The sequence below is a fragment of the Dermacoccus barathri genome (assembly GCF_015070805.1).
Taxonomy (GTDB): Bacteria; Actinomycetota; Actinomycetes; order Actinomycetales; family Dermatophilaceae; genus Dermacoccus; species Dermacoccus abyssi.
In genome coordinates, this window is the sequence record NZ_JADCTK010000001.1 from 600,545 (window position 1) to 614,864 (window position 14,320).

The following is a 14,320-nucleotide window of genomic DNA, read 5'->3' on the forward strand; positions in this document are numbered from 1 at the left end:
CAGCGCCGCCGTGACACGTCACCAGAGATGAGCCTCCGCCGTGCTCTCCACGCCCGGGGGGCGTGACGGCGCTCGACGACCGCGAGCTGACAGCGGCCAACGCGCACCGCGTCGCCGAGCTGACGCACGCCGACCCACTCGTCCTCGACTCCTGCGTCCCCCACGCCGAGGCTGTGCGCCGCGGGGTGCTCACCGGCGAGTACGACCTCCTCGCCGGCCTCGACCTCCTGCCCGAGGAGCGTCGCGGGCAGTGGGTCTCCTGGCTCGAGTCGGCCACCCGCGCGGACGCCTCCACCATCGAGGCGAACGGCTCGACGTTCGGCGCCCTGCGGGCCGCCCACGCCGCCATCACGAGCGCCCGCGAAGCCTTCCGCGGCCGAGACGGCGAGGCTCTGCTCGTCGTTCGCGCCGCCCTCGAAACCGCGGCGAGCGCCGGGTACGACACTGACACCGTCGCTGCCATCACCGTCGCCCTCCTCGGTGCCGTCTACGGCGTCTCGGCGATCCCCGCGACGTGGCGGCGCCGCATCCACGGCTGGCCGGGCCTGCGCGCTCGCGACCTCGTCGAGCTCGCCCTGCGCACCGCCGGCGAAGCACCCGCTGACGCATGGCCGCGCCGCGCGCACGAGCCGGAGGTCACGAGCTGTCCCGCCGTCACCGTGGCCTTCGACAACGGCCTGCGGCTCGGCACCCAGAGCTGCCTCACGACGACCGACGCGGACGCCGTCGTCAGCCTCTCGCGGATCGGCTCGTCCGAGCGGCTCTTCGCCGACCACCCGGAGCGCCACATCGAGTTCTGGCTCGTCGACTCCGACGACCCCGCGACGCACAACGACCTCGCCGCCACCCTCATCGACGCAGCCGACGTCGTCGCTGAGCTGCGCTCCCAGGGACACCACGTGCTGCTGCACTGCGTCCACGCTCACCACCGCACGGCGTCGGTCGCTCTCGTCTACGCCGTGAAGTACCGCTGGCTGACGACGGACGCCGCAGCCGAACAGATCCGCCGGGCCCTCGGCGTCACCGCGATCGACGGACTGCTCTGGCAGACCGCGCTGGAGGTGGCGCGGGCCATCGAAGCGCCCCGCGTCACGACTCCCGCGACGGCGTGACCCGCGGTGGGGACGGGAGGCATTCCCGTCCCCACCGGATGCACTCTCATCGCTGGGCAGACTTCCCTGCGATTGGGCAGTCACCGCCTCGACCCAAGGGCAGCAAACTCTGCCCAACGGCGTGAGGTGACGATGCCGCCGTGCTCCCGGTCGGTGCCGACTCGTAGGCTGCGAGAACAACGCACGCACCGGCCGGAGGTCACCATGCCCGCACGCACCGTCACGACCTGGACGCTCGAGATGACGACGCGCCCCGAACTGGCCGCGACGCTGCCCGAGGGCGTGCGCATCGACCTCGCCGAGAACATCACCCCGGAGTTCGCGCGCTACCTCTACGCCGTCGTCGGCGGACCGTGGACGTGGACCGATCGCCTCGCCTGGTCACGCGAGCAGTGGCTCGAGGACCTCGGCGTTCCCGGCACGGAGACGTGGGTGGCCTACGCCGACGGCGCACCTGCTGGGTACGTGCAGATCCAGCCGACGAAGGACGATCAGCACCCGGCCTCGGTGGAGATTCGCTACTTCGGCCTCGTCGAGGAAGCGATCGGACGCGGCATCGGCCGGGCGCTGCTCGAGCACGGCATCGCCTCGGCGTGGAGCCTCGGCGAGCGCCACGACGACCTGCCTGCGACGTCGCGCGTCTGGGTTCACACGTGCGACCTCGACGGCCCCGCAGCGCTTCCCAACTACGAGAAGCGCGGGTTCACGCTCACCGACGAGAGCGTCGACGAGATGGACTACCCCGACGAGCCGCTCGGCGCGTGGCGCTCGTCGGGCGGACCGGCCTGACGGCACCCCGTCGCCGTCGCTGGGCAGAGTTTCCTGCGGCTGGGTAGAGGCACACACTGCCCAACCGCGGGGAAGTCTGCCCAACCTCTGGCAGGGCGCCGATCAGCGATCGCTCACGCGCGCTGACGCGCCCGTTCGACGAGGTCGGCGAAGAGCTTCGCCTGCTGCGGGTCGGTGTCGAAGGTGTCCTCCGGGTGCCACTGCACCGCAACAACGCTCGCGCCGCCCGCACTGGTGGCCGCACCGCTCGCACCCTCACCCGCAGCGCCGCCGTCCAGCTCCACCGCCTCGGTGACGCCGTCCGACGACCGCGCCACGACGCGCCATCCGGGCGCCACGTCCTTGAGGCACTGGTGGTGGTAGCAGCTGGCGCGCACCTGCGGCACGCCGAGTACTCCCGCCAGGCGCGAATCGGCGTCCACCTCGACGCCCTCGACCCGGTGACGGTGCGCCTCGACGGAGAGTTCGTCGTCCATGTCGAAGTGCAGCGTGCCGCCGAGGGCCACGTTGAGCAGCTGCATGCCGCGGCAGATCGCGAGCGCCGGCACACCGCGTTCGATGACGACGCGTGCCAGGGCGAAGTCGAACGCGTCCTGCGCGACGTCGACGTCGTAGTGGGTCTCATGCATGGCATCGCCGGTCCAGACTGGCGAGACGTCACCGCCACCGGGCAGCAGAATGCCGTCGGCAAAGGCCACACGCTCGGCGACCTCGTCGACGAAATCCTGTGTCAGCGCGCTGAATCCCCGTGATGGGTCGATGCGTCGGTCGGCCGGAACGTCGTCGCCGACGGGCGCCACGGGGTGGATGACGACCGGCTCGCCACCCGCTGCCCACACCGCGTCGAGCAGCTTGCGCGCCGTCACGTCGGCGCCGAACCGCAGCGCCGATGCCGACGCCGAGAACCGCGCCGGGATGGCGATGATGGGCCGACCCATGGCCCCTCCTTCGTTGACGATCACATCGTGCCCCTGGCGAGCCCCGGCTCAAGGTACCGAACCGGCTCCATGACGATTCGGCACCTCAATCAGGGCGGTTCAGGTGCGATGGCGCCACGACGCTCCGTCGCACCCTGAAGCCGAAACCTGAGCGGGCCGGGGCAAGCGCCCCGGCCCGAATGATCAGGGCTGCGGCGGCTTCGGTTTGCGGATGCCGCGGAACTCCCAGTCGCCACCCTGGGCGGTGGAGAGAACTTCCTCGGACTCGGTCACCTGAGCGCCGACGTCGGTGCGGATCGGCGTCGGCCCCGTGACGATGTGGTTGCGCAGCGTGCCGAGACCCTCGACCTCGACCTCGACGACGTCACCCGGGTACACCGTGCGCGAGATCGCGGGCGTGCCCGAGAGCAGCAGGTCGCCCGGCTGCAGCGTGATGGTGCGGGCGATGTCGGCGACGAGGTAGTGCATGTCCCACTCCATCTCGTCGGTCGTGCCGTCCTGCTTCACCTCACCGTTGACGAGGGTGCGGATGCGCTTGCCGCGGAAGTCCCAGCCCTCGACGACGCCGGGGCCGACGGGGCAGAGCGTGTCGGCGCCCTTGACGCGCAGCATCGAACCGGAGTCGGTGTCGCGGAAGTCGTGCAGGCCGTAGTCGTTGGCCACGGTGTAGCCGCGGATGTAGTCCCCGGCTTCCTCGGGCGAGATGTTGCGGCACGTCTTGCCGATGACGATGGCGATCTCGCCTTCGTAGTTGAGCCACTTGCAGCCCTCGGGTCGCACGACGGCACCCTCGTGCGTGTTGAGCGCGGAGACGGGCTTGTGGAAGTAGGTGGGCGCCTTCGGCAGCGTCGTCATCATTTCCTCGACGCGGCTGCGGTAGTTGAGGTGGACGCAGACGATCTTGCTCGGCGTCACGGGCGGCAGGTGCGTCGCGTCGGCGATGGCGACGCGGCGGCCGTCACCGGCAACGAGTTCCTCACCCTCGACGACGACGTCGACGGGGTTGCCGTCGAGCAGGATGCGACGGAATTCCTTGGTGGCCATGGTGATTACTCCTCGAAGTTTTCGGGTGGTCAGCCGGCGGCGGGCAGGTCGGGGATGTGCTCGGGTCCGGCTTCCTCAGCGGCTGCGGCAGCCTTCTGACGCTTGACGTCGTCGTCAATGTCGGTGCGGCGCGGCGCCGGGAAGCCGCCCTCGGGCTGGTCGAACCACAGGTGCACCTGGCCGGTGCCCACCGAGTTCTCGTACTCGCCGTACTGGCGCGACGTGGCGGTGCAGTCGCCCTCGCCGAGGGCGCCGATCATCATGAGGTAGTGCCCGAAGCGGGCCTCGGGCTTGTAGCGGTAGAACTCGTCCATCGTGTCGAGCACGCGGGCGTGGTCGCCCTGGCCGAACCACTCCATCCGCTGCAGATCGGCCTGGTAGGCCTCCTGAGAGAAGATGTGCTTCGGGTCGGCAGCCTCGTGGTCGCGCAACTTGCGCAGCGGGTGGAACGTGTGGCTGAGCGCGCCGCTCGCGATGAGCAGCACCTTGCGGTCGCTCTCACGAATGGCGTCGCCGAGCGCACGCCCGAGGCGCAGGTTGTCCTCCATGTCGGCCGTCTGGCACACGCCGATGGAGATCCAGCGCTTGTCGTCGAGCCCCTTGCCGAGGTACTCCCACATGTTCGTCGTCGCGTAGAAGATCGGCAGCGAGTGGTCGTCGATCGCGGTGATCCACGTGCCATGCTCGTCGGCCTTGCTCGCGATGAGGTGCGCGAGTTCCGGGTCGCCCGGGAAGTCGTAGTGACGGCGCGTCATGCCGCGCGGCAACTCCTCCGACGTGAACAGCCCCGAGCGGCGGTCCTGCGCCGTGACGACGAACTCGACGGTGGTTGCCCAGTGGCTGTCGAGCACGACGACGGTGTCGTAGTCGAGCGTCTCGAAGACCTTCTTGCGCAACTGCTCGAGCCCGGCGACGAGCGTCGAGTCCTCACCGTGGTTCAGGCTGCGGCGGATCTCCTCGGGCAGCATGATCGTCGGAACGTGCGCGAGCAATCCCGCGCCGACTACCTCACCCATCGGCCCATTCCTCTCTCTGCCCCGCCGCCGGTGACGACGTCCGTCGTCAGCCGTGTGCGGGCGTTTCGTCGTGTCAGTTCGATGCGGGCGCGAAGACGGAGTTCTTCACGTCGCAGTAGAAGTCGAAGCTCCAGATGCCGCCCTCGCGGCCGATGCCGGACTGGCCACTGCCGCCGAACGGCGCGCCCAGGTCACGCACGAAGAAGCAGTTGACCCAGACGGTGCCCGCGCGAAGCTGCGCCGAGACCTTCTCGGCACGCTCCGGGTCGGACGTGACGAGCGTGGCCGCGAGGCCGAAGCGCGTGTCGTTCGCCTTGGCGACGCCCTCGTCGTCACCGGAGAACGTCTCGATCGTGAGCACCGGGCCGAAGACCTCCTCGGTGAGGATCTCCGAGCCCTCCGGGCAGTCGGCGAGGATCGTCGGCTCGTAGAAGAGGCCGCCGAGCTCCGTGTTCGGTCCGCCGCCGGCGAGCACCGTGGCGCCGTCGGCCTTGGCGCGCTCGACGAAGCCGTCGATCGTCTCGAAGTGCTTGCGCGTGATGAGCGCCGAGACATCCGTCTCGAGGTCGCGCGGGTCGCCCTGCTTGAGTGTCTTCGACTTCTCGACGACGCGCTTCGTGAACTCCTCGGCGATGGCCTCGTCGACGAGGATGCGCGAGCCCTTGAGGCAGACCTGACCGGCGTTGTCGAACTGCTCGACGGCGATGTCGACGGCCGTGTCCATGTCGGCGTCGGCGAGCACGAGCAACGGCGACTTGCCGCCGAGTTCGAAGCTGAGCGGCACGATGTTCGGCGCGGCAGCGGCGGCGATGACGCCCGCCGTCGGCACCGAGCCCGTGAAGCACAGGCGGTTGATGTCCGGGTGACGCGTCAGCGGCGCGCCGGCGTCCACACCCGTGCCCTGGACGACGTTGAACACGCCGGCCGGAAGGCCCGCCTCGTGAGCGATGTCGGCGAGCAGCGACGCCGTGAGGGGCGCCCACTCCGGCGGCTTGAGGACGACGCAGTTACCCGCGGCGAGCGCCGGGCCGATGCGCCACGTGGCCAGCATGAGCGGCGCGTTCCACGGCGTGATGATGGCGACGACACCCGCGGGGTCGTACGTGATGCGCTCGCGGTGGCCGCGCCCGGCGACCTCCATGTCGGGGTGGTCGAGATCCTTCTCGAGGTAGTCGGCGAAGAAGCGGAAGTTCATCGCCACACGCGGCATGACGCCACGCAGGTGGCTGCGAAGCAGCGCGCCGTTGTCACGCGTCTCGACCTTGCTCAGCTCCTCGACGCGGGCCTCGATGCCCTCGGCAACCTTGCGCAGGACGGCGGCGCGCTCGGCGGGGCTCGTCTTCGACCAGGCGGGGAACGCCTTGCGAGCTGCGGCGACCGCGGCGTCGACCTCGGCCTCACCGGCGGCACTGACCTCACCTATGACCGACTCGTCGATCGGCGAGACGGTGGTGAACGTGGCGCCGTCGGCGCTCGCGACGCGCTCACCGCCGATCCAGTGCCGGGTGTCGACCTCGACACCCTCGACGGTGATCTTCTCCGGGTTCGCCATGACGCTCCTCGCCGTTCGCGTGGGTGGTGACATGAGTCACAGTAGCAATCGTTCGGGCCCAAACGTATCGGACGGCCGAGGCTTTTGAAAGCGCGTCGAGACCCCGCGAAGAGCACCGAAAGGGCACGCCGGAAATTTTCCGACGAAATGCTGTGGTCCAGGTCACACCGTGCGCTACCGTGAGCCTCACGCAGATCGTTCGTTCCCTAACGAGTGGGGTAACTCGGAGCGAACGTGCGTAACACCCCGGCCCGCGACACGCGGCGTCACGGGCCGGGGTGCCTCCCCACGCAACCCCCTGGCGAAAGGCGATGCCATGAGCAGCGCACCACTTCACGACGACGCACGCGAGCGCGCGACGTCCGGCGACGAACACCGGCTGCGCAGCGGCCGACTCGGCTCGGTCGCCATCGCATTCATCGTCGTTTCGGCGGCGGCACCTCTGACCGCCATGGCCGGCGGAGCCCCCGTCGCGATGCTGCTCGGCAACGGCCCCGGCATCCCGTTCGCCTACCTCATCGTCAGCGCCCTGCTGCTCCTCTTCGCCGTCGGGTACACGGCCATGGCACGTCACCACACGAGTACGGGTGCCTTCTACGCGTACGTCGCGCGCGGCCTCAAGCAGCCCGCCGGTGGCGCGGCCGCGTGGACCGCCCTGCTCGGCTACAACTCGATGCAGATCGGCCTCTACGGACTCTTCGGCGCCGCCGCCGCGAGCTTCTGCGCGGAAACCCTCGGGTTCAACCCGCCGTGGTGGGCGTGCTCGTTCGTCGCCTGGGCGATCATCGGCGTCCTCGGCTACCGCCAGGTCGACCTCTCGGTCAAGGTGCTCGGCATCCTCGTCGCCCTCGAGTTCCTCATCGTGCTCCTGCTCGACGTCGCGATCGTCGGCAAGGGCGGCAACGGAGGCACCGGCGGCTTCGCCTCGAACCTGTCGATGGAGCCCTTCAGCTTCGGCGCCCTGACGAGCGGTTCGCTCGCCATCGCGCTGCTGTTCAACTCCGCCAGCTACATCGGCTTCGAGTCGACGACGATCTACTCCGAGGAGGCGAAGGACCCGCGCCGCACGGTGCCCCGCGCGACCTACCTCGCCGTCATCGTCATTGGCGTCTTCTACTCGATCACGACGTGGCTCATGGTGAGCGCCCAGGGCCCCTCGACGCTCGTGTCGCACCTCGGCGAACTCAAGCCCGACCCCACCGTCTTCCTCTTCGAACTCGGCGGCACCTACCTCGGCTCGACGGCCACGCAGGTCATGTCACTGCTGTTCGCGACGTCGGTGTTCGCGGCCCTGCTCGCCTTCCACAACGCGGTGGCCCGCTACCTCTACGCCCTCGGGCGTGAGGGGCTCGTGCCGCGCAAGCTCGGCCACACGCACGCGCTGCACCTGTCGCCCCACATGGGCTCGATGAGCCAGACGGCCCTCGCCGCCGTCGTCCTGCTGCTCTTCACGGTGACGGGTCAGGATCCGGTGCTCAACCTCTTCACGTGGCTGACGCAGCTCGGCACGCTCGCCATTCTGTTCCTCATGTCGCTCGCGTCCGTCGCCGTCGTCGCGTTCTTCGCGCGCTACCGCGGCGAGCGTCGCAAGGCCGCGGCCGACGAGGCCGTGACGGCGGACGTCGCCACCGCGGGCACCGGCGCCGGGGGAATGTGGCGGACGGCCGTGGCCCCCGCGCTCTCCGCGGTCTTCATGGGCGCGGTCGCCGTGTACGCCACCTCGCAGTTCGGCAACCTCATCGGCAACCCGGAGAGCGCTCTGCGCTGGGTGTTGCCGGGCCTCATCCTCGTGGCGGTCGTCGTCGGCATCATCTCGGCGGCGGCGCTCAAGAAGCGCGACCCCGAGCGTTGGGCCCTCATGGGCAAGGACCGGGTCGACGAGCTCGTTCCCGACCACCACTGACGTCGTTCGCACACCCGTGCCCGGGCCAATCATCGGCCCGGGCACGGGTGTGTGTGCGTCAGTAGCGGTTCTTCGGCAGCGAGCCGATCTTGTACTGCTCGATGTGAACGTCCTTGGCGATGGGGGCCGTGCCCGACAGGGGCGTCGGCTGGCTCCACGTGCCGTCGAGCTTGCAGTACTGCTGCGTGCCCTTGAACGTGACGGTGTTGAAGCCGTACGTCGCGCGTCCGACCATGCCGGGCTTGATGTCGTAGGGGCCGATCTCCTGACCGGTCGTCCACGACGCCTCGTAGGAGAAGCCGGGCTTGATGGCCTGGGTCCCGTCGCGGCGAGGTTGCCGCCGCCGGTAATGCCGTCCTTGCTGCCCGAGCCGGTCAGACCGGCGGTGAGGGAGCGGCCGAAGTCGCCGTCGATCTTCATCGTCAGCGTCTGGGTGGACGACAGCGTCTGCGTGAGCGGCACGCTCGAGTCGGAGTCGTTCGTCGTACGCACGGCGCCCATCGGCGTGAACGACGTCTTCACGCTCGTGATGTGCGTGCGGTACTGCGACCAGGGGTTGCAGACCGGGTTCGGGTTGGAGGAGTTGGGCTTGATCGGGCCGGCGTTCTTGATGTGCCAGATGTCGACGTTCTCGGTCGACGCGTCGGCCTGCGCCGGGGCGGCGGCGAAGCCGGTGGCGACGGTGACGGCCGCAGCGAACGTGGCGAGGGTGCGCTTGATGGTCGTCATGGTTCCTACCTCGTGTCGGGGGTCGAAGTGCGGGTGGACCGATCAGAGGTCGGCGTCGTAGGTGAAGGTGCCGCCCTTGATCGTGACGACGTGCTCGATCTCGACGAGCTCGCCCGCCGACGTGTTGGCGCGGCTCGTGTACGTCATCGTGCGCGACGGCGCCGTGACGGAGACGCGGTAGCGCATGGTCGCGGAACGTTCGCCGTCGGCGGAGATCGGGGCGCCCGACCAGGTGCCGTAGATGCCCTGGCCCGGGGCGAGGGTCTTCGTCAGCTCGACGTTGGCGACGCCGTTCTTACCGGCCGACGCGTTCGTCGCGCCGGCGTACTTCACCGACGACGAGGCGAGCGACGGGGTGGCCGTCGTGCTCACGTACGACTGGTAGCCCTTGCGGCCACCCTCGTTGGCCAGGTTCTTCACGACCTGCCATCCGACCTGTACCGAGTAACCCTTGGGCAGCGAGTAGGCGCTCTCGTTGGCAACCGTGAACTGGCCCGCCGTGAGCGAGCCCGGAACCGGCGCGTCGGAGTAGACGCTGGAGTTCGACAGGTCGATCGTCTCGTGCTGCGTGACGTGGCGGACCTGCGGCTCGGCGGACGCCGTGGCGCCGGCGCCGATGATGGCGAACGCGACGGCGACGGTGGCCGCAGCGGCCGTCCGTCGTGCGGCCCCATGAACGGACGTGCATGTGCTCCTCCTCAAGATGAATCCCCGACCGCGAGACGGCCGAGGCGCTCGAACATGGACGACCGCACAAAAAGGAATCGACCGAGTTTCCGCGGTTTTTTCGTGAGGACTCTCACACTTGATAGGAGAGCGATGGGCTTTCATCCGCGTCGAGAAGGGCGCCTCCGAGCAGTCACGACGCGTTCATCGCAGGTTCACCGTCGAGTGATTTCCCGCGCGCGAACGGCCGTCGCGCTGTGAGCAGGTTCACGCGCTCGGATGGCCGATCGCTCGCCGTTTCGGCAGACTGGAGCCAAGATTCGGCCCCGACGAAAGGCAACGTCATGTCGCACGAGATGGTGTGGACGAAGATCCACGACGAGCGCGAGGCTCTCCTCGCCGAGCTGGAGCAGCTCTCCGACGAGCAGTGGCGCAGCCCGTCGCTGTGCGAGGGCTGGACGATCCAGGACGTCGTCGCCCACCTCGCTTCCGGCGCCTCGACGTCGAAGGCCGACGTCGCCAAGCTCGTGCTCAAGCACAAGGGCGACTTCCAGGCCGCCATCGACGCCGGCGTGGCCGAGTACTCGAAGGGCACGCCCGCCGAGACGCTCGCCGCGTTCAAGGCCGTGCTCCACGAGCGCACCGCCCCGCTGAGCGGCGAAGCGATGCTGGGTGACACGCTCGTGCACGCCGAAGACATCCGCCGTTCGCTCGGGCTCACCCGCGAGTACCCGCTCGAGACGCTGCGTGAGCTCGGCGACTACTACAAGGATTCGAGTGGCCTCGGTGTGAAGAAGCGCATCGACGGCCTGCACCTCATGGCTACGGACCAGAAGTGGGATCACGGCAAGGGTGAGATCGTCCAGGGCCCGTTGCTCGCGCTCATCATGACGATGACGGGCCGCGCCGAGTACCTTGACGACCTCGCCGGCGACGGCCTGCCCGAGTACCGCGCCCGCCTCACGAAGTAACGCGGCGCCGCTCACGAACGAAGGGCGCTCGTCTCCGACATTCGTATCGGCGGCGGGCGCCCTTCGTCATCCCCCTGACGAATGTCATGGGGCGTTCGTGACACCAACCCCGGGCTGCGCGACCACCACGGGGGAAGAGTGAAGGCATGAAGACCAACCAGCCCATGACCACCGCGCAGAAGTTGCTCGCAGTCTCCGGCACCCTGGCGCTCATCACGTTCTTCGTGCTCGGCTTCGCCTTCCACGCGTGGGAGATCGCGTGGGTGGTTTTCCTCGTGCCCGGCCTGCTGCGCCGCTGGGTGAGTTTCGACGAACCGAAGGAAAGCCCTCGCAGCGGCTACGGCATTGACGACGACGGAACGCCCAAGCCCTACCCCTACACGTGAGGCCACTCAGTAGCGCGAAAGTGGCGGGCCGCCCTGGCCGTAGGCCTGCGGCGGTGTGTACCGGGGCGGAGCGAGGGCACCCTCCGGCACGATCTCCTTGCCCAGGGGGAACAGCGCGAGCGGGATCATCTTGAGGTTCGCCCACGCCAAGGGGATACCGATGATCGTCACCGCGAGCGCGATGGCCGTGCCGATGTGCGCGAGCGCGATCCACAGGCCGGCGAACACGAACCAGATGACGTTGCCGATCATCGACGCCGCGCCGGCGGTCGGCTTGTCGATGTAGGTGCGGCCGAAGGGCCAGGCCGCGAAGTTGGCGATGCGGAACGACGCGATGCCGAACGGAATCGTCACGATGAGAATGCACATGACGAGAGCCGCGACCGCGTACGCGATCCACAGCCAGAAGCCGGCCAGCACAAACCAGATGATGTTGAGCAGCGTCTTCACGCGGCCTCCCCCAGTGGTGATCAGTAGTGCGAGAAGTCAGTTGCCTGCGAGGAACGCGGGCACGCGGTCTTTCGGGCGCCCGATGATGGCGCGGTTGCCACGCACGAGCACGGGGCGCTGCATGAGCTTCGGGTGCTCCGCGAGGAGGTCGGCCACCTGTTCGGGCGTCGCGACGTCGGCGTCGGTGAGGCCCAGCTCCTTGAACGTGGCGTCACGACGCACGAGGTCAGCGGGTGCGTCCTCGAGCTTGCCCAGCAACTCGAGCAGGGCCTCACGGGTGAGGGGCTCTTTGAGGTACTGGACGACCTCGACGTCGACGCTCGCCTCCTGCGCCACGTCGAGGGCGGCGCGTGACGTCGAGCAGCGCGGGTTGTGCAGAACGGTGGTCTCAGCCATGCCCCTGACGCTACCCGTCGCCACCGACAACCCGCTGGGAACGCCGATTCCCCCGATGCCGCGCGGCGGAGGGGCCACACACCATCGGGGGAATCGGGCTACGACTAATCGCCCTTGACGTTGACGATCTGACGCAGCGTGTGCCGGATCTCGACGAGGTCGGCGGCGTCCGCCATCACCTGGTCAATGTCCTTGTACGCGCCCGGGATCTCGTCGATGAAGGCATCGGTGTCGCGGTACTCGATGCCCTTCATCGCCTCCCGCAGCTCGTCACCAGTGAAGCGCTTGCGCGCCGCAGAACGGGAGAACGCACGACCCGCACCGTGCGGCGACGAGTTGAGCGAGAGCGCGTTGCCCTTGCCGACGACCACGTACGACGCCGTACCCATCGAGCCCGGAATGAGACCCGGACGCCCTGCCTCGGCGTTGATCGCGCCCTTCCGTGAGAGCCACACGTTCTTCCCGAAGTGCTTCTCCTGCTCCGTGTAGTTGTGGTGGCAGTTGATGCGCTCAAGCTCTGTCACCGGCTCGCCCACCCACTCGGCGTACTGGCGCACGACGCGGTCCATCATTTCCTCGCGGTTGAGGAGCGCGAAGTGCTGCGCCCAGCGCAGTTCACGGATGTAGGCGTCGAACTGCGGCGTTCCCTCAACGAGGTAGGCGAGGTCACGGTCGGGCAGCTGGATCCAGTTCGTCCGGCAGTACGCCTCGGCCGCCTTGATGTGGTGCTGGGCGATGCGGTTGCCGACACCTCGCGAACCGGAGTGCAGGAAGAGCCACACCCGGTCCTCCTCGTCGAGCGAGATCTCGATGAAGTGGTTACCGGAACCGAGCGATCCGAGCTGGAGCTTCCACTTCTTCGCGTACGCGGCCGGGTCGAACCCGGCCTCTTCGGCCATCGTCTCGAGCTCGTCGATGCGCACCTGCGTGTGCTCTCGGCTGATCTTGCGGTTGGCCCCACCCGCCGAGAGCGGGATGGCGCGCTCGATCGCCTGACGCACGGACGCACGCTCGGTGGGCAGATCTGCCGCCGTGTGCTGCGTGCGGACGGCGATCATGCCGCAGCCGATGTCGACACCGACGGCGGCCGGGATGATGGCCCCGAGCGTCGGAATGACCGAGCCGACGGTCGCGCCACGGCCGAGGTGGGCATCCGGCATGAGGGCCAGGTGCGGGAAGACGAACGGCATCGACGCCGTGGTGACGGCCTGCTCGCGGGTCGAATCCTCGAGGATCGAGGCCCAGTTGAAGAGGGTCGGGGAAATGCGCTCCATTGTTCTTTCTCCTTGCGGTCACCCTGCACCGCAACGGAGTACGGAGCAAGGTCAGGTTTGGGGTGCCACCTTCGTGGCGGTGATCGTGTACGTGGCGGCGAGACGTTCCGGCGCTTCGGCGAGCTGCCATTCGCCGGCGCCGATCTCGACCATCTGGCCGGGCATCGCGTTCCAGGGGACGCTCTGGTGTTCGGTTAACAAGTCGAGGCGCAGGCCCGCCTTGAGCAGCGCGGTGACGATCTCGCCGAGACCGTGGTTCCACTCGTGCGTGACCGTCGCGTTGAACTCGCGCTCGGTCTCGACGTAGGTGCCGCCGTCGTCGAACACGAGTGGCTCGGGCATCTCGAAGTAGGGGAATTCGAGCGCTGGGCCGGTGAACTCGCCGTCCGCGAGGGTGCGCTGCCCGGTGGCTGGGTTGTCGCTCAGCGCCCACAGCATCGGGTGTCCCTCGCGGATGAACAGTCGTCCGCCTGCTCGCAGCAGCTCAGCCACCACGGCGGCCCACCGTTCGACGCTCGGCAGCCAGCACAACGCGCCGATGCCGGTATAGACGAGGTCGAACTGCTGTCGTTCGAGCGCGGCCGGAGCGTCGTAGACATCGGACTGAACGAACCGGATGTCGCGGTGCCCGGCGCGCTCGGTGATGCTGCGCGCCTGCTCGAGCGACGCCGTCGAGAAGTCGAGCCCCGTGACGGACGCTGCCCCGAGACGCGCCAACGAGAGTGTGTCCGTGCCGATGTGGCACTGCAGGTGCACGACGTCGAGGCCCTCGATCGAGCCGAGACAAGGTCGGTCGAACTCGACGACGCCACTGAGGGCGTCGGGGTCGTCGATGAAGCGCTGGACGGCGTAGTCGGGGCTCGAAGCGTGCGCGGCGGCGCGCTCGTCCCAGTTGGCCTGATTGTGCGAGCGGGAGTTCTCCCACGTCGCGTCGGCGCTGGGAGAACTCGTGGTGAAGGAGTTCATAGAAGAGAGTCTGACGCAGGTGATCCCGGTGCGCGACCGAATATCTCCGACGATGTTGCCTCGAAAACGCGGCACCGGTGCCGCGGTCACCGCTCATCATCGGGAAGTTGGAGGAAACCTCCAAAGAC

At 68.6% G+C, this 14,320-nt stretch carries 15 protein-coding genes; 5 read left to right on the plus strand and 10 right to left on the minus strand.

The features are described 5' to 3' along the window. The first annotated feature begins 62 nt into the window (after nt 1–62). Nucleotides 63–1,112, plus strand: coding sequence for an ADP-ribosylglycohydrolase family protein (locus tag IM689_RS02900; RefSeq protein ID WP_193642789.1), 1,050 nt, complete (start codon nt 63–65; stop codon nt 1,110–1,112). Between the two features lie 204 nt (nt 1,113–1,316). Further along, nucleotides 1,317–1,901, plus strand: coding sequence for a GNAT family N-acetyltransferase (locus tag IM689_RS02905; RefSeq protein ID WP_193642790.1), 585 nt, complete (start codon nt 1,317–1,319; stop codon nt 1,899–1,901). A 113-nt stretch (nt 1,902–2,014) separates the two neighbouring features. Here the strand turns inward: IM689_RS02905 and IM689_RS02910 are convergent, their stop codons facing one another. The 4 genes from IM689_RS02910 to IM689_RS02925 form a co-directional block, all read right to left on the minus strand. Continuing rightward, the gene (locus tag IM689_RS02910) at nt 2,015–2,839 is read right to left on the minus strand and encodes a gamma-glutamyl-gamma-aminobutyrate hydrolase family protein (RefSeq protein ID WP_193642791.1); all 825 of its coding nucleotides are present in this window, start codon (nt 2,837–2,839) and stop codon (nt 2,015–2,017) included. Between the two features lie 183 nt (nt 2,840–3,022). Further along, the gene (locus IM689_RS02915; protein ID WP_193642792.1) at nt 3,023–3,883 is read right to left on the minus strand and encodes a fumarylacetoacetate hydrolase family protein; all 861 of its coding nucleotides are present in this window, start codon (nt 3,881–3,883) and stop codon (nt 3,023–3,025) included. A gap of 29 nt (nt 3,884–3,912) precedes the next feature. Further along, a complete protein-coding gene (locus IM689_RS02920; RefSeq protein ID WP_193642793.1) occupies nt 3,913–4,899 on the minus strand; it encodes a DODA-type extradiol aromatic ring-opening family dioxygenase in 987 nt (328 codons plus the stop codon). Nucleotides 4,900–4,972: 73 nt separating this feature from the next. Continuing rightward, nucleotides 4,973–6,451 (minus strand): aldehyde dehydrogenase, encoded by a 1,479-nt coding sequence (locus IM689_RS02925; protein ID WP_193642794.1) that lies wholly within the window; start codon nt 6,449–6,451, stop codon nt 4,973–4,975. 316 nt (nt 6,452–6,767) lie between these two features. On the opposite strand from IM689_RS02925, the gene IM689_RS02930 reads away from it, so the two are divergent. Next, nucleotides 6,768–8,354 (plus strand): APC family permease, encoded by a 1,587-nt coding sequence (locus tag IM689_RS02930; protein WP_193642795.1) that lies wholly within the window; start codon nt 6,768–6,770, stop codon nt 8,352–8,354. Between the two features lie 58 nt (nt 8,355–8,412). On the opposite strand, the gene IM689_RS02935 is transcribed toward IM689_RS02930, so the two are convergent. Both IM689_RS02935 and IM689_RS02940 read right to left on the minus strand, forming a co-directional pair. After that, entirely contained in the window at nt 8,413–8,589 is a 177-nt protein-coding gene (locus tag IM689_RS02935) for a hypothetical protein (protein WP_193642796.1), read from the minus strand. 536 nt (nt 8,590–9,125) lie between these two features. Further along, nucleotides 9,126–9,785, minus strand: coding sequence for a hypothetical protein (locus IM689_RS02940; protein WP_193642797.1), 660 nt, complete (start codon nt 9,783–9,785; stop codon nt 9,126–9,128). Nucleotides 9,786–10,093: 308 nt separating this feature from the next. Here IM689_RS02940 and IM689_RS02945 point away from each other — a divergent pair, with 308 nt between their 5' ends. Beyond that, entirely contained in the window at nt 10,094–10,720 is a 627-nt protein-coding gene (locus tag IM689_RS02945; RefSeq protein WP_182434750.1) for a maleylpyruvate isomerase family mycothiol-dependent enzyme, read from the plus strand. 146 nt (nt 10,721–10,866) lie between these two features. After that, nucleotides 10,867–11,106, plus strand: coding sequence for a hypothetical protein (locus tag IM689_RS02950; protein ID WP_047310756.1), 240 nt, complete (start codon nt 10,867–10,869; stop codon nt 11,104–11,106). Between the two features lie 6 nt (nt 11,107–11,112). Here the strand turns inward: IM689_RS02950 and IM689_RS02955 are convergent, their stop codons facing one another. From IM689_RS02955 to IM689_RS02970, 4 genes are all read right to left on the minus strand, one after another. After that, complete coding sequence (locus tag IM689_RS02955; RefSeq protein ID WP_047310757.1) at nt 11,113–11,556, minus strand: YccF domain-containing protein; 444 nt, start codon at nt 11,554–11,556, stop codon at nt 11,113–11,115. A gap of 36 nt (nt 11,557–11,592) precedes the next feature. Beyond that, nucleotides 11,593–11,952: an ArsC/Spx/MgsR family protein gene (locus IM689_RS02960; RefSeq protein WP_193642798.1), complete on the minus strand. Its 360-nt coding sequence runs from the start codon at nt 11,950–11,952 to the stop codon at nt 11,593–11,595. A gap of 104 nt (nt 11,953–12,056) precedes the next feature. Further along, nucleotides 12,057–13,226, minus strand: a complete 1,170-nt coding sequence (locus IM689_RS02965; RefSeq protein ID WP_047310759.1) for an RtcB family protein — start codon at nt 13,224–13,226, stop codon at nt 12,057–12,059. Between the two features lie 51 nt (nt 13,227–13,277). Next, complete coding sequence (locus IM689_RS02970) at nt 13,278–14,192, minus strand: class I SAM-dependent methyltransferase (RefSeq protein ID WP_193642799.1); 915 nt, start codon at nt 14,190–14,192, stop codon at nt 13,278–13,280. Between the last annotated feature and the right edge of the window lie 128 nt (nt 14,193–14,320).

Coding starts and splice junctions, on each gene's coding strand:
- IM689_RS02910 (WP_193642791.1), bottom strand. CDS start 2,839: ATGGGTCGGCCCATCATCGCCATCCCGGCGCGGTTCTCGGCGTCGGCA.
- IM689_RS02970 (WP_193642799.1), bottom strand. CDS start 14,192: ATGAACTCCTTCACCACGAGTTCTCCCAGCGCCGACGCGACGTGGGAG.
- IM689_RS02915 (WP_193642792.1), bottom strand. CDS start 3,883: ATGGCCACCAAGGAATTCCGTCGCATCCTGCTCGACGGCAACCCCGTC.
- IM689_RS02945 (WP_182434750.1), top strand. CDS start 10,094: ATGTCGCACGAGATGGTGTGGACGAAGATCCACGACGAGCGCGAGGCT.
- IM689_RS02925 (WP_193642794.1), bottom strand. CDS start 6,451: ATGGCGAACCCGGAGAAGATCACCGTCGAGGGTGTCGAGGTCGACACC.
- IM689_RS02930 (WP_193642795.1), top strand. CDS start 6,768: ATGAGCAGCGCACCACTTCACGACGACGCACGCGAGCGCGCGACGTCC.
- IM689_RS02935 (WP_193642796.1), bottom strand. CDS start 8,589: ATGGTCGGACGCGCGACGTACGGCTTCAACACCGTCACGTTCAAGGGC.
- IM689_RS02965 (WP_047310759.1), bottom strand. CDS start 13,226: ATGGAGCGCATTTCCCCGACCCTCTTCAACTGGGCCTCGATCCTCGAG.
- IM689_RS02905 (WP_193642790.1), top strand. CDS start 1,317: ATGCCCGCACGCACCGTCACGACCTGGACGCTCGAGATGACGACGCGC.
- IM689_RS02950 (WP_047310756.1), top strand. CDS start 10,867: ATGAAGACCAACCAGCCCATGACCACCGCGCAGAAGTTGCTCGCAGTC.
- IM689_RS02960 (WP_193642798.1), bottom strand. CDS start 11,952: ATGGCTGAGACCACCGTTCTGCACAACCCGCGCTGCTCGACGTCACGC.
- IM689_RS02920 (WP_193642793.1), bottom strand. CDS start 4,899: ATGGGTGAGGTAGTCGGCGCGGGATTGCTCGCGCACGTTCCGACGATC.